The sequence below is a fragment of the Bacillus sp. JJ1562 genome, from assembly GCF_036962705.1.
GTDB lineage: Bacteria > Bacillota > Bacilli > Bacillales > Bacillaceae_L > Ferdinandcohnia.
Genome location: NZ_JBALOQ010000046.1, coordinates 55452 through 74199 on the forward strand (window position 1 = coordinate 55452; position 18748 = coordinate 74199).

At 37.0% G+C, this 18748-nt stretch carries 14 protein-coding genes and 1 pseudogene; 10 read left to right on the plus strand and 5 right to left on the minus strand.

Annotation, left to right across the window (positions count from 1 at the left end; genetic code table 11):
- Position 1: 1 nt before the first annotated feature.
- The 4 genes from V7097_RS21975 to V7097_RS21990 all read left to right on the plus strand — a co-directional run bounded on the left by V7097_RS21975 (position 2) and on the right by V7097_RS21990 (position 4691).
- Positions 2–1771, plus strand: a complete 1770-nt coding sequence (locus tag V7097_RS21975) for a hydantoinase B/oxoprolinase family protein (RefSeq protein WP_335705775.1) — start codon at positions 2–4, stop codon at positions 1769–1771.
- A gap of 201 nt (positions 1772–1972) precedes the next feature.
- On the plus strand, positions 1973–3181 hold the full coding sequence (locus V7097_RS21980; RefSeq protein WP_335705776.1) for a CaiB/BaiF CoA transferase family protein: 1209 nt from the start codon (positions 1973–1975) through the stop codon (positions 3179–3181).
- Between the two features lie 322 nt (positions 3182–3503).
- Positions 3504–3920 (plus strand): nuclear transport factor 2 family protein, encoded by a 417-nt coding sequence (locus V7097_RS21985; protein WP_335705777.1) that lies wholly within the window; start codon positions 3504–3506, stop codon positions 3918–3920.
- A gap of 15 nt (positions 3921–3935) precedes the next feature.
- On the plus strand, positions 3936–4691 hold the full coding sequence (locus V7097_RS21990; RefSeq protein WP_335705778.1) for an aspartate/glutamate racemase family protein: 756 nt from the start codon (positions 3936–3938) through the stop codon (positions 4689–4691).
- A 238-nt stretch (positions 4692–4929) separates the two neighbouring features.
- Here the strand turns inward: V7097_RS21990 and V7097_RS21995 are convergent, their stop codons facing one another.
- Both V7097_RS21995 and V7097_RS22000 read right to left on the minus strand, forming a co-directional pair.
- Positions 4930–5823, minus strand: a complete 894-nt coding sequence (locus tag V7097_RS21995) for a DUF4349 domain-containing protein (protein WP_335705779.1) — start codon at positions 5821–5823, stop codon at positions 4930–4932.
- A 218-nt stretch (positions 5824–6041) separates the two neighbouring features.
- Positions 6042–6422, minus strand: a complete 381-nt coding sequence (locus V7097_RS22000) for a TIGR00366 family protein (RefSeq protein WP_335705780.1) — start codon at positions 6420–6422, stop codon at positions 6042–6044.
- A 65-nt stretch (positions 6423–6487) separates the two neighbouring features.
- Here V7097_RS22000 and V7097_RS22005 point away from each other — a divergent pair, with 65 nt between their 5' ends.
- Together V7097_RS22005 and V7097_RS22010 are read left to right on the plus strand one after the other, a co-directional pair.
- Entirely contained in the window at positions 6488–7873 is a 1386-nt protein-coding gene (locus V7097_RS22005; RefSeq protein ID WP_335705781.1) for an Nramp family divalent metal transporter, read from the plus strand.
- Between the two features lie 41 nt (positions 7874–7914).
- A complete protein-coding gene (locus V7097_RS22010) occupies positions 7915–9162 on the plus strand; it encodes a lactate racemase domain-containing protein (protein ID WP_335705782.1) in 1248 nt (415 codons plus the stop codon).
- 178 nt (positions 9163–9340) lie between these two features.
- On the opposite strand, the gene V7097_RS22015 is transcribed toward V7097_RS22010, so the two are convergent.
- A complete protein-coding gene (locus V7097_RS22015) occupies positions 9341–10657 on the minus strand; it encodes a short-chain fatty acid transporter (RefSeq protein WP_335705783.1) in 1317 nt (438 codons plus the stop codon).
- Between the two features lie 122 nt (positions 10658–10779).
- Between V7097_RS22015 and V7097_RS22020 the strand changes: the two are divergent.
- Positions 10780–11007: pseudogene (locus tag V7097_RS22020) on the plus strand (cupredoxin domain-containing protein); the annotation flags it as partial.
- 90 nt (positions 11008–11097) lie between these two features.
- Here the strand turns inward: V7097_RS22020 and V7097_RS22025 are convergent.
- A complete protein-coding gene (locus V7097_RS22025) occupies positions 11098–12498 on the minus strand; it encodes a M28 family peptidase (protein WP_335705784.1) in 1401 nt (466 codons plus the stop codon).
- A 257-nt stretch (positions 12499–12755) separates the two neighbouring features.
- Positions 12756–13220, minus strand: a complete 465-nt coding sequence (locus tag V7097_RS22030) for a DUF2663 family protein (RefSeq protein ID WP_335705785.1) — start codon at positions 13218–13220, stop codon at positions 12756–12758.
- 315 nt (positions 13221–13535) lie between these two features.
- On the opposite strand from V7097_RS22030, the gene V7097_RS22035 reads away from it, so the two are divergent.
- The 3 genes from V7097_RS22035 (at position 13536) to V7097_RS22045 (ending at position 18738) form a co-directional block, all read left to right on the plus strand.
- Complete coding sequence (locus tag V7097_RS22035; RefSeq protein ID WP_335705786.1) at positions 13536–13934, plus strand: (deoxy)nucleoside triphosphate pyrophosphohydrolase; 399 nt, start codon at positions 13536–13538, stop codon at positions 13932–13934.
- 334 nt (positions 13935–14268) lie between these two features.
- Complete coding sequence (locus tag V7097_RS22040; RefSeq protein WP_335705816.1) at positions 14269–15435, plus strand: iron-containing alcohol dehydrogenase; 1167 nt, start codon at positions 14269–14271, stop codon at positions 15433–15435.
- A 147-nt stretch (positions 15436–15582) separates the two neighbouring features.
- Positions 15583–18738 carry a DEAD/DEAH box helicase gene (locus tag V7097_RS22045; RefSeq protein ID WP_335705787.1) on the plus strand — a complete coding sequence of 1052 codons (3156 nt, stop codon included), beginning with the start codon at positions 15583–15585 and terminating at the stop codon, positions 18736–18738.
- The last annotated feature ends 10 nt before the right edge of the window (positions 18739–18748 follow it).

The following is an 18748-nucleotide window of genomic DNA, read 5'->3' on the forward strand; positions in this document are numbered from 1 at the left end:
TATGGCGGTTGATTCAATTACAGTTGATATTATTGAAAATGCTCTTAAGAATATCAAAGAGGAGATGGACGTAACGTTATTCCGCTCCGCAATGTCTCCTGTTATCCGTGAACAACACGATTGTTTTCCGATGATTACTGACCCGGAAGGTAGAATGGTGGTTGGGAACTTTGGATCTCACGTTCCTGAAGTCGTTAACCAGTTTCCAGAAGGGATTTTTGAAGGAGATGTTATTTTTGTAAGTGACCCATATAGCTGTGGTGGCTCTATATCCCATGTAAATGACTGGATGATTATTTTACCTATCTTTAACAAAGGTGAGTTATTAGGGTATTCATCGATGTTTGGACACGTGATGGATGTCGGTGGACCTGTTCCGTCAAGTATGCCAGTTACAGCAACTACAATTTTTGGAGAGGGAGTACGCTTCCCGCCTGTTAAGCTCTTTGATAAAGGTGTATTAAATGATGCAATTATTAAAATTGTAAAAGCAAATACTAGAACGCCAATGGAGAACTATAGTGATTTAATGGCGATTGTGGCTTCGTGTCGCACAGCTGAAAAACGTGTGAAGGAACTTTGTGATCGATTTGGGGTAGAAGATTATTTATCTGCACTAGATGCCTTATTAGCACGTACCAACAAAATGATGCGCCAGCTTATTCAAAACTTCCTTCCTACTGAAAAAGTTTCATTTGAAGATTATATTGACGATGATGGATTAGGAAATGGTCCGTTTAAAATGAAGCTAACGATTTGGCGCGAAGGTGACAATGCCTATTTTGACTGGACTGGAACAGATAAACAATCACCTGGTCCAATCAATTATTACCTAAGTGAGCCGATGTTTAAGATGTTTATTGGATCCTTTTTAATCTCGGTATTTGACCCAGCAATTAATTTTAATGATGGTTTTTATGATGTTCTTCATATTGAAACACCTGAAGGCTGCTTAATGAGACCAAAGTCACCTGCCGCATTAGGCTGTCGAACACATGCACTTAGCCGCTTGTTTGATGTATTAAGTGGTGCGCTTTCCCTGAATACACCAGAAAACAGTCCAGCAGCTGGATATGGAACAAGTCCATATTTCATCTACTCTGGCTATGATGAAGAGGGACGTTATTTCAATCTAATGGAAGTGATGTATGGAGGACTTCCAGGACGACCAATTGGAGACGGATTAGATGGTCATTCATGGTGGCCAGCATTCGTTAATATACCGACAGAATACTTAGAAACCTATTATCCTTTAATGGTGAATTCTTATAAAACTGGGACGGATTCAGGTGGTGCTGGATTACATCGCGGCGGGAACTGTAACGAAAAATTATACACTTGTCTTGCTGATGGAACAGTCTCAATTCATGACGATCGTTCAAAACTACAACCTTGGGGAATTAATGGTGGGGAACCAGGATCATCCTCTTCAAAAATGTTAATTAAGAAAAATGGTGTAAAAATTCCTATAGCTTCCAAGGTTGATAATGTTGTGGTGGAAAAAGGCGACCAAATTCTTTTTATCACTGGCGGTAGTGGTGGTTGGGGAGATCCACTCGAACGCGATGTTGAAAAAGTACAATTAGAAGTTAGACGTGGTTTGGTTTCAAAAGAAAAAGCATTAAATTCATATGGTGTCTTTTTAACGGATGAATTTAATGTTGATTACGTTGGAACAGAGGAAGCTCGTGCGAAAATAAGACAAGAAAGAGGACAGCTAGAGGCCTTTAGTTTTGGGAATCGTGATAAAGTCGTGAATTCAATCCTTTAAGGGATAGAACATTACAGGCATCCTTTGTGGTTTTTTAGTAAAGCTGCCTGTATTTTTACACAAATCTTTAATTGTATACAATCAACTGAAAAGATCAAATAAAGAGCTAGGTTACTACCGTGAAATAGGTGTTGTTGTATACGAAAAAATATATTAACTCTGAATACAACTACAATTTACATAACTTCAGGAGGGAATCATATGTCAAAAGAAGATGAAAAATTACCTTTAGATGGAGTACGCGTTTTAGAACTTGGAACACTTTTGGCTGGTCCTTTTTCTGGTCGCCTCCTTGCAGACTTTGGTGCGGAAGTAATAAAAATTGAGCCACCTGATAAAGCGGATCCAATGCGTCAATGGGGTAAACAAAAAGATGACCATGGTCTTTGGTGGCCAATTCAATCTAGAAATAAGAAATCGATCACATTAAATCTACGTATAGAAGAAGGTCAAAAAGTATTTAAAGATCTTGTGAAGGATGCAGACATCATCATTGAAAACTTTAGACCTGGCACGATGGAAAAATGGAGTTTATCCTATGAAACTCTATCAGAAATCAATCCAGGAATTATTATGATGAGAACATCTGGATATGGACAAACAGGTCCGTACAAAAGTCGTGCCGGATTTGGTAGTGTAGGAGAAGCGATGGGTGGACTTCGATATGTGACGGGATTCCCTGATCGTGCACCATCACGAATTGGAATATCAATTGGTGATACACTAGCTGCATTGTTTGCCACGATTGGTTGTTTAACTGCACTTCATGAAAGAGTAAACTCTGGTAAAGGTCAAGTTGTAGATACTGCAATCTATGAATCTGTTTTCTCGGTTATGGAAAGCATTATCCCAGATTATTTATTAGCGGGTTATGTTCGTGAAAGAATGGGGAACATCCTGCCAGGTGTTGCACCATCGAATATCTATATATCTATGGATGGAACGTATATCGTAATTGGTGCCAATTCTGATGGTGTTTTTAAACGTCTCTGTGAGGCTATGGGGCAACCAGAGTTGTTTGACAACCCGAAATATTCGAATCATCATGCTAGAAGTGACAACATGACAGAATTAGATAACCTCATTGAGGAATGGACAAAAACACTTCATTCCAGAGAGTTACTAGAGGTATTAGGAGAGAAGGGTGTGCCATCAGGTCCAATCTATTCAGCCAAAGATATACTTGAAGATCCTCAATATGAAGCGCGAGATATGATAGTGAAGGTTGATCATCCAGAACTAGGAGAGTTTCCAATGCCAGGAATCGTTCCGAAGCTAAGTCGAACACCAGGTCAAATAAAACATGCTGGCCCAGAAAAAATGGGAAAACATAATGAAGAGATTTATGGTGGAATGCTTGGTTACAGTGATGAATATATCAGGGAACTAAAAGAAAAGAAAGTGATTTAATAAGAAAAACAATTAAACTATTTCATTTATGTTTTTCTATAACATGGATAGGGAATAGGTTGCTTTTGTATACAAAGTGGTACATTTAAGCTGAAATAGAAGTCTACTATACGAGCTTTATTTTAAACAAAAAAAGAAAATGTTCTAGTATTCGAAATAACATTCACAATTCTGTTATTCAAGTGTTTCTTCTTCTTGTCGCAGTCCTCTTTTAGGTTGTTTGCAGGTCTTTATAAGACTTGTTTTCAATATGATTTGTAGATGATCTTTAACCTCTACAAATCAACAAAATATTATTTAAAAATAAGGGAGGAAAAGTAACATGAGTAATCAGACAGAAGTTAGAGGGAAAGAGTTTTATGTAAAAGCGGTGGAAGAAAGCTATTTTGGAAACGTAGATGCAAGAAATCTCGAAGCGATATTAGAAAACTTCCGTGAGGATGCTGTCTTTACGATTCAATCAGCACATTCTGTTCATAAAGGAAGAGATACAGAAATCCGCCAAATGTATATCGATTTATTTAAGAACTATGAACCAAAAATGATCCATAAAGATTTCCGCCATGTAGTGGATGTTGAAAATAATTGTGTATCTTCCCAATTTAATGTTGAATTAATTCCAACAGCTGGAGGACCGGAAATTTTTTTAACAAACTGTAATTTCTTCTATTTAGATGAGAACGGTAAGTTTAAAGAAGTTTATGTGTATATGAGTGATGGCCAAAACGTATTAGGTTAATAAAAGGTACTACTGATGACGAAAAAAATTAAGATTATTGTACCTATCCCTGTCGATGAGAATGGTGTGAAAAACCGTAGAGAACAGTTGCCAGATGAACTAATTAGACCTGGGTATGATGTGGAGTTCGTATCTGTTAAAAATGGTGCAGCACTTGGGGACAGCTATTATGACACAATGCTCATGGATATGTTCGTTTTTGAAGCGGGTCTTAAAGCACAAGAAGAGGGATTTGATGCGGTTTGCATAGATACTGTTAGTGATTCGGGTTTATATGCATTGCGTTCAAGGTTAGATATCCCTGTGTTTGGTCCGGGACAAATAGCTTTTCACGTAGCCTGTATGCTTGGTCACAAATTTTCTGTGATCACAATGTGGGACGAATGGTTCCATCTTTACAAAAAAACGTTAACAGAATATGGATTACAGCATAAACTTGCCTCAATGCGTTCCATTAATACAAGGCCAGACCTTTCCGAATTATTGGCGGGAAAAGAAGAAATAATCTTCGAAAAGCTTGAGCGAGAATCCATAAAAGCGATTAACGAAGATGGTGCAGATGTCATCGTTCTTGGCTCGACAACTATGCATCAATCTTATGAATACTTAAAAGAGCGTCTTCCGGTACCTGTACTAAACCCCGGACTAGTCATGTATAAGTACTGTGAAGTCTTTCTTGAACTAGGTTTAGGACATAGTAAAAAGGCATTCCCGTCACCAGAAATACGAAATGATGATCAGATTTTCAGCCGTCTTGTTGCACAAAAATAATATTATAGTTTGAGATGACCCCTAGTATCTTAGTGATACTAGGTTTTTTTACTTCTCCTACTAAATAAATGAGTAAAGGGATAATGATTCAATCATCTAATGGTTTTAGATAAGCAACTCGAAAAAGACTAGTTCACAACTTCTGTTACTATTTGTTCAATCCAAAGGGGGCACCTTAAAAAAGATGCTGTCCCCGTTTCGTTTTTCTTCATATTGTCTCTGTACATATAGTGTGGACCTATTCTTGTCTTTTCTTTTTTCTAAGGATGAACCATACAATTAAAATAATAGCGATTGGAATAATGATTGGTGATAATCCAACAACGAATACTACAACACCCGATAAAAAGGAAATGATCCCATTAATCGTATCGACAAATAGACTTTTTGCTTTTTGCCACGTATTTAAGGAACTGTTGTCCTTGATAGAATCAATTTTAACTAATTGCTCTTCTAGATGAATCGTAACAGTTGAATAATCAACATTATTTTTTAAAAAGTTCATTCTTCCTAAAATCTGTTCTTTCTCTTCTTGGACCTTTGCAAGATCATTTGATATTTTTAAAAGGTCCTCTGTTTTCTCAGCTTGATCCATTAAAGTTAGCAGCCTTTTTTCCACTGCCTCTTTTGCCTTTAATCGTGATTCAAGGTCCACAAATTCCTCTGTTACATCGTTACCCGATATACTTTTCTCTACTACTTTTATACTGTTTTTATCTATATCATTTATATAGGGTTGGAAATGTGACTGTGGTATTTTAATAATAATGGTGCCATTAATCGATTCAGTTCCATTATCGTATGTCGATGATTCCACGACATATCCACCAAGATCAATTGCCTTTTGTTGAATTTCCGCTTCCACTGAACGAAATTCTTTTACTTGTATGGACAGATTTGCATTGTAAATAAACATGCGGTCATTTTCAATGCTATCGCTTCCATTATTTTTATGATCTGTAGCTGTTTGATTATCCATTATTTCTTTTTCGCTTACGCCTTGATTCATTTCTGTACGCGGCCCATCCATAGTGGGGCGATCTGCTTTGCTTTCTGAACTTTGGTTACTACACCCAGTTAATAATAATAGAAGCAATACGAGTGATTTTAAGAAAAGATTGCCTCTCCTCATCCATACTCCCCCTTAGGTCTTTACCTATTAGACGGATAATAAAAAAATTTGTTTCATTTGGATAACAGATTGATTAGGAGGTTTGTATATTAATCCTTCCTTTACAAAAATAAAATACAAAATGACCTTGCAACTACATTTCACAAGGCCATTTCATTATTAGTAAAGTGCTTTAAATACCTTGAAAAACAAAAGAAGCTGGGGATAACAAGCCCTTTTTAATACACAAAATAAATCAAAATTGAAGTCACAATCCCAATCCAAATTGCTAGCAAGATACAATACCCCATAATATGGCGAATGTGGAGACCGACGATACTTAAGATTGGTAATGCCCAGAATTGTTGGATGACAACAGTTGGGGAATTAGATATAAAACAGGCGCATCTCTTTGTAAAATGAGTGCGCCTCTTTTTTAAATCTATAATTCGAAAAATATATAATAAAAGTAATATTTTCAATAATTGAACTTTACAGATATTGATAGACGCTGATATGATGAATATTAAATACTTTATTCTAGTAAAGGTATTTATAAGTAGGATTTGTTGGATCCGGGAGAATGAGGAGGGGGTATTAATAATATTGAACGATAGCATCGAAAATACATATTAAAAATTAAGAGTTTAATAATAACAAACTTTAGAAAAAAGAGGGGAAATCAATGAGTAATTTCGAGAATAATAATCTTCCACTTAATTCAGGAACAAGTGCTCAGACTAATGTTCAGCAGAAAGGTTTAGTTTCTAAGTTAAAGTGGGTAGGTCCTGGGCTTATCGTCGCTTCTGCAGCTGTTGGAAGTGGAGAGATTATTAATGCTACACGTCTAGGTGCGATAGCTGGCTTTGCGGTTTTATGGGTTCTTGTTTGGGGTATTTTCCTTAAAGGGTTTATTCAGCAGGAAATCGGTAGATATACGTTGATGACAAAGAAAACGATAACTGAAGGATTTGCGGATATTCCTGGGCCAAAAATAAAAGGGAAGTCATGGTTCTTATGGGTATTTCTAATTTTATTAGCGCTAGTTGTTTTGGTAATTATTGCGGGTATCGGTGGTGCAGTGGGTGGAACTTTACATGTTTTATTTCCAGCCATTTCGGCATCAACATGGGGAGTAATTGCTAATATCTGTTATCTCCCAATACTCTTGAGTGGAATATTTCTTCCAAAATTAAATGTTTACGCAGTAGTAGAGAAAATCATGATGCTGATTGTTATTGGTTTGACATTATTCATGGTTTACATAGCATTCATCGCCATTCCTCAAAGTGAACAATTCTCTTATTCGATTGTAGACCTGTTTAAAGGAATGACTTTTAGTCTTCCTGAGGGATCTGTACTTATTTCTTTAGCAGTCTTAGGTAGTGTAGGTGCTGGTATCGAGTTAATTTACTACTCAACATGGATTTTAAGTAAGGGCTATGTAAACAATGCTCACATTGAAGATAGCAATGAAGCAAAGAAGCACGAACGTATTAAGTTTTGGTTTAGTGTTCTTAAATTGGATACATGGATAGGTACAACAGTCACGTTTATTGTTACATTAGCCTTCTTTATCACAGGAACTGTAGTACTTGGAGCCGCTGGTGAAGTACCAGATGGAGTGAATGTAGTAGAAAAAATTTCCGTCGTCTTTACAGATGTACTAGGGCCAGGGTATTTTGTTGTATTTATGATTGGGGCTCTAGCTGGGTTAGCTACAACTGCACTAGGAATTGCCGATGGTACTGCAAGAATGGTAATTGATCTTAGAAATGAATTTACTAAAAAGGAAACGACTACAACTAGTTTTAACAAATTATATACTGTTTCCGTTGTGGCAGTCATATTTGCATGGATCATTTTTTATATGTTCATTAGTGCACCTACGTTTCTAATTACGATAGGAACTGCAGCACTTAGTTTAATGTTCCCATTATATGGTGTTGCATTACTTTATCTAAATAGACAGGTACCAGAGCAGTATAGGATGCACTGGATAATCAAAGTAATTCTTGTCATATGTTTTATTCTGTTTACATCGCTTTGGTTTGTTGGAGAATTATTTTAAATAATAGGGTTTGAACTTCTTGTAGAAAAAGGACTGATAAAATGAACTCTTATCCTAAAATGGTAAAAATAAGACAAACATTTAATAACAATAAAATTGAGAATATAGTAGATGAAATAACTCGTGAATTAAGCCAAGAACATATAAAAGCAAAAATTCATCCTGGTGCAAAAATTGCCATTGCTGTTGGAAGTCGCGGTATAGCAAATCTAAAAGATGTTGTGAAAACCGTTGTAAATCATATTAAGGAATTAGGCGGGGAGCCTTTTCTTGTACCGGCAATGGGAAGTCATGGTGGGGCAACATCTGAAGGTCAGAAAAAAATTCTTCTCGACTATGGGTTATCGCCTGAAAATATAGGTGCTCCTATCTATTCTTCGATGGAAGTAGTTCAAATTGGCACCGTTGGAGATCATATTCCTGTGTATTTTGACCGGAATGCATCAGAAGCAGACGCTATTATTGTAATCAATCGGGTGAAACCACATACCAATTTTAAAAGTGATATTGAGAGTGGAGTTATCAAAATGTTGACAGTTGGTCTGGGTAAGCAAAAGGGTGCGGAGGTCATTCATAGTCATGGAATCTATGGACTTAAGAATCTAATTCCTGAAATGGGAAAACTGATTATCGAAAAAATGCCCATTGCATTCGGCTTAGCCTTAGTTGAAAATGCTTATGACGAACTAACGATAATTAAAACAATTCCTGCAGAGGACCTAATAGAAGTTGAAAAAAAACTTCTAGTAAAAGCAAAAAGTTTAATGCCAAGTCTTCCGTCCAATGAAATTGATATCTTATTAGTTGATGAAATGGGAAAAAATATCAGTGGGACCGGGATGGATCCGAACATTATTGGACGAATTTATGTACGTGGTCAGGAAGAACCTAAACATCCAGATATTAAGTATATTGGGGTATTTGATCTAACTCCTGAATCCCATGGAAATGCGATAGGAATTGGATACGCTGATTTAACCACACAGCAATTAGTAGATAATATCGATTTAAATTATACGTATATGAATACAATTACATCTGTATTTCCAACTCTTGCGAAAATACCAATTACTCTACAAACAGAACGGGAACTAGTAGATGTCGCTATTCAATTTTTGCAGACTGTTCAAATGGATGACCTGCTCATTGTACGAATACGTAACACATTATCACTAGATGAGTTAGAGGTTTCCGAGGCATTATGGGAAAAAATTAAGGACAATCAAAACTTTGAGCAAATCGGACCTCCTTATGAAATGAAGTTTAATAATCAGGGGGAGCTTCAGTGAATGAAGTACGGTACCTGTAACCACCCGAAAATTCTTGTTTCATACGAACTGGTTCACAAGAAGCAGTAATCTATACAAGGAATAAGACCTTGCGATCCTTTGCGTGCGCAAGGTCTTTTTAGGTTCATATTGATATTGTAATAAATGAAATTTTTCTGACTAAACCTCTCCGGCAGACCTAATACACAAAATAAATCAATATCGAAGTCACAATCCCAATCCAAATTGCTAGCAAGATACAATACCCCATAATATGGCGAATGTGGAGACCGACGATACTTAAGATTGGCAATGCCCAGAATGGTTGAATGAGATTTGTCCACGCATCTCCCCATCCGACTACCATTGCAATAACGCCCGGATTTACTCCTAGCTCCATTCCAGCCGGAACTGAGAGCGGTCCTTGAAGTGCCCATTGACCACCACCAGATGGTGCTAGCATGTTGACAACTCCAGCAGTCCAATAGGTGAAGACCCCAAATGACTCAGTACTTGAAACTGAGGTCATACCTTTAATAATTATATCTGCAAGCCCAGAGCTTCCAAGGAGTGCGATGATTCCGGCATAAAAAGGAAATTGGAGAATGATAGGTGAAATGGAACCAGCTGCTTCCTGAAATGCTTTACCGTATTGACTAAGTGAACGGTGAAAAATCAAACCTAGTGATAAAAACAAAATATTAATAAGATTTAAATTTATATCAGTTCCGTTTGCAAATTGTAAAACCGTATAAATAACACCAACTAATCCAATTAAAATTCCTAGTATAGGAGTATTTTCTAAGACAAGGGCGGGTGTATTTTGATCAGTGACTTCAGTTCTAACAGTCTGTTGATCCTTTTCTTTTGGGGTATATGGAATGATATTCTTTGTAGGAGCCATTAATAGAATGAAAATGGACATGGTGATAACTAGTGTTAGAAGGATAATGACGGTACCTGGATGAAAAATTGTTTCAGAGGTTGGGATGACCCCCATTACATCGGCTAGAAAATGGTTTTCCGTTGCGATCGTTAATCCAATAGAACTCGAAAGTCCAGCTGAGTATAGCGCGGTGGGTGCATAAGCGCATGCAACTAACAATGGGAAATGGGCATTTTGATTTCGTTTTCCAACCTCCCGAGCGACGATGGCTCCCACGATTACAGCCAATCCCCAGTTAATATAATAGGCAGCGGACGTGATTAAGAATGTGAAAAGGTAGGCTTTTTTTGCAGTGTTAGCTTTAGCTGAGATTGCCTCTAAGCCTCTCCGAATAAAAGGGACCGAAGCAAGTACCATCCCGGTCATAAGCAAAAGCACCATCTGCATCGTAAAAGCTAGATAAGTCCAAAATCCATCCCCATACGACGTAAACAAATTCATTGGATCAGCAGGAGTCGTAAAAAAGGCCAAGACAAACACAAACAAAGTCATCAACACAGCAATAACAAACGCATCTGGCAAATACCGCTGAATCACACGCGAAAAACGTTCTGACACTCTGTTTAACAATTTTTTCCCCTCCTTTTTACTACCAAAGGTATGAGGGGGAAGGTTCTATTATGACAGGTGTATAAGAGGATAAAAATAATAGGAAAGAAGACCTAACGATAAGGGGGAATCTCGTTACTCAGCTAAAGAATACGATTGAGGTTGAGATGAACGATGATTACTTTAATCCAAAAGCCATTACAATTCCCAGTGGAAGTAAGTCGACGTTCGTTTTAAAAAATAAAGAGAAGAAAGAGCATACCTTCATAGTTGAAAAACTATGTATTGATGTCGAATTCCAGCCAGGAGAAGAAAAAACGATTACCGTGAAAACCGAGAAGCCTGGTACATATGAATTGATATGCCGGTAAAATGTTAAGGAAGGAATGGTTGGAGAAGTAATCGTTAACTAACAAGCAGGACCAAATGGACCTGCTTGTTGTTTAATGAGTATATATTTCTTACTTTAAAAACTGCTCATGATATAACTCAGGATCTGCTTTAACTTTAGGTCCTTTTTTAGGCTTTGGTCCCATATTGTCAAAACGGGCTTGATCATAGATTGCAGAACCTACGATTTCAGCAACATCTTGGAGTTTTTCTTTACTAATTTTGTCTAGTGAATCTTCTGGTGTATGATACCAAGGCTCTGATGGACTATGAATAAATAATGCAGCTGCGATTCCAGCTTCTGCAAATGGAACATGGTCACTTCTACCACCAGCATATATTGAAGTAGGCTCCCCATTCAGTCTAGTACTTGATGCTTGGGCAAGCTCAGTTACTAGATTTGGTTTACCATCAAGTGTTGCCATTGCTAAATTACCTGCATCACGACTTCCTACCATATCTAAATTAAAATTTGCAATAATACGGTTGAGTTCGTCCTCTGATAGGTTTGCCACATAATGTGCAGAACCAATTAGCCCAAGCTCCTCAGCACCAAACGTTATGAAACGAATTTCTGTATCTGTAGGTATGTCTTTAAATACACGGGCTAACTCAAGTGTCATAGCTGTGCCCGATGCATCGTCATTTGCTCCAGGTGCACCTGCCACGGAATCATGGTGCGACCCAACAACAATTACATCATTTGTATCTTTCTTCTTATTAGTTGGCTTCTTTGTCGCAATTACATTATGGGAAATGCTCTCACCAGCTCTTGCACCTTCAATCTGAAGGGATGTATGAAGAACCTCTCCACTTACTAGTGCTTCATAAAGTGTATCACCTTCTGCTTTCGTTAAAGAAACAGCAGGCACATACTTATCATTCGCTTCTCCAAGAGTTCCATTTAAAGCCCCTGAAGTATTGTTGAAAATAATAACACCTAAAGCACCTTTTTCAGCGGCATTTAACACTTTCTCTGCAAACGAGATCTCGCCACGCTTAATTAGAGCAATTTTTCCAGTAAGGTCAGTGTCTTGAAGTTCCGCAACTGTCCCTAATCCAGCATAGACAAGTTCCCCTGATACATCCCCATTTACTGTGTATGTGAAGGAACTTGGGAGGAGGGTACCGTCATAGCCATTTACCGAAAGTTCGATTGAACTAGGGGGTGTATAGCCGTAGAAGGTAAACGGTTGAATTTCAGTTTCATATCCGTAGGATTCGAATTGTTCTTTTATGTATTGAACAGCATTATGTTCTGCTTCAGTCCCCGCGACACGTGGTGTTTCAGAAAGGTGTGCAATGTTGTTATAAATATTATCTACATTAAGTTGATTAATCACCTTGTGATCAAAGAACTTCTCCTTCTGAGATTGCGTCACTTCGATTGGTTTTGCGAATACTGCAGGTGTTGCAATGGCCCCAAATGCGAGAGTTGTGGTAAGTCCAAACGATATAACTAGTTTTTTCATGAAAATGCCTCCTCTTACTAGATTAATAGTATACGATAAAGTTTATATCATTTGGAAAATTCTGATAAGTGAACTTGTCCTTAGAAAAACATAGGTCGAAACTCATGTTTCCAATGAATAACGATGCAACCGGGACAATTCTCCTGTGAGGAAAATACTTCCAAAAGCGAAGAGGATATATTGAGGTGTGGGTATTGTCCACAAAAGGCTGCCTACCCAATCGGCTAAAGCGTAGGGGTAAGCAGCCTTTCTTATATCTATTTCGTTTTATGATTTATTTTTATATCATGTTTTTTCACATATTTATAGATTTCTTGATTTGTTTTATCATCATATTTTTTCACCCATTCCTTATTAGATAAATCAACAATTTCATTTCGTAGGGAGTGGTACTCATCTTTCGCTTTTTCTTTTAAATCAAAGGTAAATTTTGAAGTGAAGTATAAGACTGCCCCAAAAAATAAATCCCTAGCTATATTTTTATTAGTAAACAGCAAATCCAAAATTACAAAATTACCAAATGCATATGGGGTGTATAAGAAATACTTAATAATTGAGTAGAAGGCATATCCAATAAACGTATACAAGAAAAATCTATGCATGGTTTTTTTTCTATTATGCTTTTCGTTAAATTCAAGTAATCGATCCAGTGAATCTCCATCAGCCCTTGATATACTAGTTCCTTCCTGATGCCAAGGTGCGGCAAAACTATTATCTGCCATTGTAATCCCCCTTACATGAACTTTAATTCATCCATAATTCTATTCGTTTGGTATATATTATTTTTTGTTCAGTGGGAATATGACAAGCTTAATGTGAAATGCTTGTATTAGCAGGATTTTTTGATGCATATATGGAAATTATCTACTAATAGTGAAAATTGTCGAAGTAAAAACATATTAAAACAGGGGATTCATGAGGAGGTTATTTCTCAAAAGTTAATATATGATTTTGTAATACTTGTTTCTATTGCATTTGTAGAACATCTTCATCAAGAGTATCCAGATAAATTTGAGTGGTAAAAATAGGAGGATAGCATGTCAAAACATATATATGTAGTAGGCGCAGTTTTCGTTGAAAATGAAAAAATCTTATGTGTTCAAAGAGGACCAAACAATATACTTGCACTAAAATGGGAGTTCCCAGGTGGAAAAATCGAAAAGGGCGAATCACCCGAAGAAGCACTTCGACGTGAAATAGAAGAAGAACTGCTATGTGAAATCGAAGTCGGTTCCCAGATAGATGAAACCGTCCATGAATATGATTTTGGCATCGTTCACCTATCAACCTATTCATGTAAATTAATAGAAGGAACACCGACACTAACAGAACATGTGGCCCTACAATGGCTGACACCCGAAGAACTGCCCAGCTTGGATTGGGCTCCGGCGGATATACCTACGATTCAAAAGTTAATGATTAGGTTAAATAACTAAATATCTCTTAACTAATTAGCTCTAGTAGGAATTGTTGTTAATTTATGGATGAATATAATTAAAGCCTCCTCAAGCGAGGAAGGTAGATTAAATTATAAAATAGTCGATTACTACACGGTAACACTCTCTAACAGTTTTTCGGCGAGCGTTATTTCTTTTTCCCAGAGCTTAAACAAGTAGTCTTTAATAATAAATGTTGAATAACATTATTAATAGGATAGGAAATATGATGATGGAAGTAGTCCAACCAATCATAGCAAGCAGAAGATAAAAGTTTATCGTAACTATGGAGGGAAGTTATGAATTCAATATCAAGTGTTTATATGCTTAAACTATTTTTTATGGTATTGATTCCTTTAAACAACTAGGGGTTGAAACAAGGAAACTAGGAACCAGAGCTCTTATCATAAGTGATAAGGTTATGGAGGATCTTGGTTATGTTGAAGAATGCAAAATGATTTTACATGAAGAAGAGATTATACATTCAACCTATTTAGGTATTGATTCCGAACCGACAGATATTTTCGTAAATGAAGCACTCGAAATTTTTAAGCAAAATAATTGTGACGTCATTATTGCATTAGGTGGAGGCAGCTGTATTGACACTGGAAAAGCTGTTGCGGTAATTGCAACAAATGGGGGAGATATTAGTGATTTTATGGGGAATAAAAAAATGGCTGATAAGAAGGCTATTCCTCTAATTGCAATTCCTACCACTGCAGGTACTGGCTCTGAAGCAACAGATGTTACAGTAATAACCAATACAAGAAATGATGTAAAAATGATGATTAAACAACCGATGTTTTTACCCGAAGTAGCTATTGTTGATCCTAAACTCACACTCTCTTCTCCAAAACATATCACTTCAGCAACTGGGGTCGATGCCCTAACTCACGCCATAGAAGCATACATTTCAAGACGTTCACATCCATTTACAGACACACTTGCTTTATCCGCAATCAAATTGATTTACGATAATATTGAAGAAGTATATAAGAATGGAAATAATATAGTAGCAAGAGAAAAAATGTCTTTAGGAGCCTTAAAGGCTGGTATAGCATTTTCAAATGCATCTGTTTGTTTAGTCCATGGAATGTCAAGACCCATAGGTGCTATATTTCATGTCCCGCACGGAGTATCAAATGCAATGTTGCTACCGGCAATATTGGAATATAGTAAATCGGATTGCATTGTTCGATTAGCTAGTATCGGGCTGTTTATTAAACCAGAGTTAAGTGGTTATTCTAATGAGGAAATAGCAAATAATGTTTTACAAGAAATAAAGAAACTTTGTTTGAATTTGAATATCCCTAACATGAAGGAGTGGGGGATAGAAAAACAAGAATTAGATAAAGTAGTTGGAAAAATGGCCAAAGACGCTCTTGCAAGCGGCAGCCCTTCAAACAATCCAAGAATCCCTACTGAAAAAGAAATTATTGAATTATACCAACTTTGTTTTGATTATGATATGAGTGAAGGTATAAATGAACCCATAATGTAATCCCCCAAAAACTAGTTCACAACTTCTGAACTAGTTTTTTTATTTTAAATCACTACTTCGATATTACTTTCTTAGGTAAAAAGAAGGATTTTTCGACACGGGAATGGAAACTATTTAACAATAGATAATAATTTATGAGGTGACTCCATGCTTAAGCAAGGGATATACGAAGAAATTATTTCGCAAAAATTAAAAAAGGATCTGGCTAATCTTGATCTAGAAAAATACGATATTGGCAAGGAACCGATTGATACAGAAGAGGCTAGAAAGCTTCTTTCCTCATACATATCTACGGTGACAAGAAGAGCTCTCAAATTTGTGAGGGATAACCAAAATGATGATAGACAGGCATTACTTGATCAAATTCGGACCTGTAATGAAATCATCACTGTTCTAAGTGAGAGTCTTGACGAAGACGAGTTTCGAAGTCTGAAAATCGAGGAAGAAGGTGAAGTGTTAACTTCCATCTATACGAAGATGAATTCGATTCGAAGTATCCGTAAAGGGGAGGTCATTCGACCAGTAACCCCTATTTCGCAAAGTTCACTATTTACAGGATCAAACTATGAGCCAAACATGCTAGGCGAATTGAAAAAGGAGATCCTGACGGCAGATTCTATTGATATGCTTGTTTCTTTTATTAAATGGAGCGGGCTCAGAATCCTGATTAACGAATTGAAGGAATTCACAGAGCAGCCGGGTAAAAAACTTCGCGTCATAACTACATCATACATGGAAGCTAGTGATTACAAGGCAATTTATGAGCTAAGTCAATTGCCTAATACCGAAGTCGCAATTTCCTATGATGTCGACCGAACTAGACTACACGCAAAGGCGTATTTGTTTAAAAGAGAGACAGGATTTAGTACAGCTTATATTGGTTCTTCAAATATCTCAAATCCAGCCCTCACATCAGGCTTGGAATGGAATATTAAGGTTACGGAAAAAGATTCATTTGATATCGTGAAAAAATTTGAGGCCACCTTTGAAAGCTATTGGAACGACCATGAATTTGTGCCGTTCAATAAAGATAAACAGGAGGACCAAGACCGACTTAAAGTAGCACTATCAAAATCGAAAATGCAAAGCCAAAGTAATCTACCCATTCTTTTTGATATCCAACCCTATTTGTATCAGAAGGAAATTCTTGAAAAGTTACAGGTTGAGAGAGAAGTATTCGGTCGACATCGAAACCTACTTGTCGCAGCAACGGGTGTCGGAAAGACTGTTATTTCAGCATTTGACTATAAGCGTTTCAAAGCTAAAAATAAACACTCGGCGAAGCTATTATTTGTTGCACATCGTGAGGAAATTTTAAAACAAAGCTTAGATACATTTCGAGTAATTTTAAAGGATCCTAATTTCGGAGACCTTTTAGTTGGGAATAACCACCCTAGCTCATTGGATCATCTATTTGTCAGCATCCAGAGCTTTAACAGTAGAGAGCTTTATAAACATACAACCAGTGATTATTACGACTTTATTATTGTCGATGAGTTCCACCATGCGGCTGCGGAGTCCTATCAAAAGCTATTAAATCATTATCAGCCGAAAATCTTACTTGGACTCACGGCTACCCCGGAAAGAATGGACGGAAAGGATATACTAACGTATTTTGAGGACACAATTTCAGCCGAAATGAGATTGACCGAAGCAATTAATCGAAAGCTTCTAAGTCCGTTTCAATACTTTTGTGTGACAGATACCGTTGATCTTTCGAAGCTAAAGTGGAGCCGGAAAGGTTACGAAATTAAGGAGCTTGAGAATGTCTATACCTCGAATACGATTCGAAGCAATCAAATCGTAAAAAGCCTTTATAAATATGTTACCGATATCGATGAGGTAAAGGGGCTTGGTTTCTGTGTGTCGATTGAGCATGCAAAATATATGGCTGAGTTTTTCAATAAGGCCGGAATTCCATCAGTTGCATTATATGGAAATGTTGATTCAAAGGTAAGAAGAGATGCTCAGGATCGGTTAGTAAACGGAGAAATTAAATTTATCTTTGTTGTCGATTTATACAATGAAGGAATCGATATACCTGAGGTGAACACGATATTATTTTTACGTCCAACTGAGTCCTTAACGGTTTTCCTCCAGCAATTGGGTCGTGGGTTGAGACTTGCTGACGGAAAGGAATGCCTAACTGTACTTGACTTTGTAGGACAAGCCCACAAGAACTATAACTTTGAAGAAAAGTTCCGATCATTAATCGGAAAAACAAAGCATTCCGTATCCTATTATGTTGAAAATGGCTTTTTGAATGTTCCAAAAGGAAGCTTCATTCAACTAGAAAAACAAGCCAAAGAATACATTTTAAGAAATATTAAATCAAGCGGCCATACACGTGGAAACCTTGTTGCAAAGATGAAGTATTTTGAGCAAGACACAGGTGACCACTTAACCCTAAGTAACTTTCTAAAGCACCATCACATGTCCATTTATGATTTATATGGCAGAAACCGCAATCGGAGTTTTACAAGAATGATGGTAGAAGCAGGACTGAAGGATGATTTCCATTGGGAGCATGAGACCTTCGTGACAAGCCGTTTACAGAATTTATTTTTCTTGAATTCAAGTACGTTGTTAAAATTCCTGCTTCGTTATATTGAAGAGGGTGGTGTTCGAAATGAAGAAGAACGCATCATGCTAAACATGTTCTTTTATTCCTTTTACAAAGCATATCCAGAAAAAGAAGGATTATCGACAATTGAGGATGGAATTGCAAAAATATTATCGAATCACGATTTCCGTGAAGAAATACGTGAAATCTTACACTATCAATTCAACTCAATCGAAACAATGGAGATCAAGAATGACTTCTCATTTATTACGCCACTGCGTGTACATTGCAGCTATTCAACAGCTCAAGTAATGGCTGCACTGGAATATTATAATGAAGAAAAAACACCAGCATTCCGTGAAGGCGTTAAGTACTTTCAAGATAAAAGTTTAGACATTTTCTTTATCACATTAAATAAGTCAGAAAAAGATTTCTCGCCGTCCACATTGTATGAAGACTATGCGATTAACGAAAAGCTTTTCCACTGGCAAACACAAAGCAAAGTAGCGGAACACAGCCCTACGGCACAACGCTACATTCATCACAGAGAAAACAATCATCAAATCGCACTTTTCGTCAGGGAATACAAACAAGAAAACGGCCATACCGCACCATTTGTATTTCTCGGAACAACCGACTATGTAAAGCACGAAGGAAATAAACCAATGAGTTTTGTATGGAGGCTAAGGGAGGAAATGCCTTCGTTTTTGGTTAGTAAGGCGAATAAGAATGTGTTGTGACTATATAAGT

Excerpts from the sequence above, each read along its gene's own strand:
- V7097_RS22000 (WP_335705780.1), bottom strand. The coding sequence starts at position 6,422 with ATGCTATCGTTCAATATTATTAATACCCCCTCCTCATTCTCCCGGATC.
- V7097_RS21975 (WP_335705775.1), top strand. The coding sequence starts at position 2 with ATGGCGGTTGATTCAATTACAGTTGATATTATTGAAAATGCTCTTAAG.
- V7097_RS22035 (WP_335705786.1), top strand. The coding sequence starts at position 13,536 with ATGTCAAAACATATATATGTAGTAGGCGCAGTTTTCGTTGAAAATGAA.
- V7097_RS21980 (WP_335705776.1), top strand. The coding sequence starts at position 1,973 with ATGTCAAAAGAAGATGAAAAATTACCTTTAGATGGAGTACGCGTTTTA.
- V7097_RS22030 (WP_335705785.1), bottom strand. The coding sequence starts at position 13,220 with ATGGCAGATAATAGTTTTGCCGCACCTTGGCATCAGGAAGGAACTAGT.
- V7097_RS22010 (WP_335705782.1), top strand. The coding sequence starts at position 7,915 with ATGAACTCTTATCCTAAAATGGTAAAAATAAGACAAACATTTAATAAC.
- V7097_RS22025 (WP_335705784.1), bottom strand. The coding sequence starts at position 12,498 with ATGAAAAAACTAGTTATATCGTTTGGACTTACCACAACTCTCGCATTT.
- V7097_RS21985 (WP_335705777.1), top strand. The coding sequence starts at position 3,504 with ATGAGTAATCAGACAGAAGTTAGAGGGAAAGAGTTTTATGTAAAAGCG.
- V7097_RS22005 (WP_335705781.1), top strand. The coding sequence starts at position 6,488 with ATGAGTAATTTCGAGAATAATAATCTTCCACTTAATTCAGGAACAAGT.
- V7097_RS21995 (WP_335705779.1), bottom strand. The coding sequence starts at position 5,823 with ATGAGGAGAGGCAATCTTTTCTTAAAATCACTCGTATTGCTTCTATTA.
- V7097_RS21990 (WP_335705778.1), top strand. The coding sequence starts at position 3,936 with ATGACGAAAAAAATTAAGATTATTGTACCTATCCCTGTCGATGAGAAT.
- V7097_RS22045 (WP_335705787.1), top strand. The coding sequence starts at position 15,583 with ATGCTTAAGCAAGGGATATACGAAGAAATTATTTCGCAAAAATTAAAA.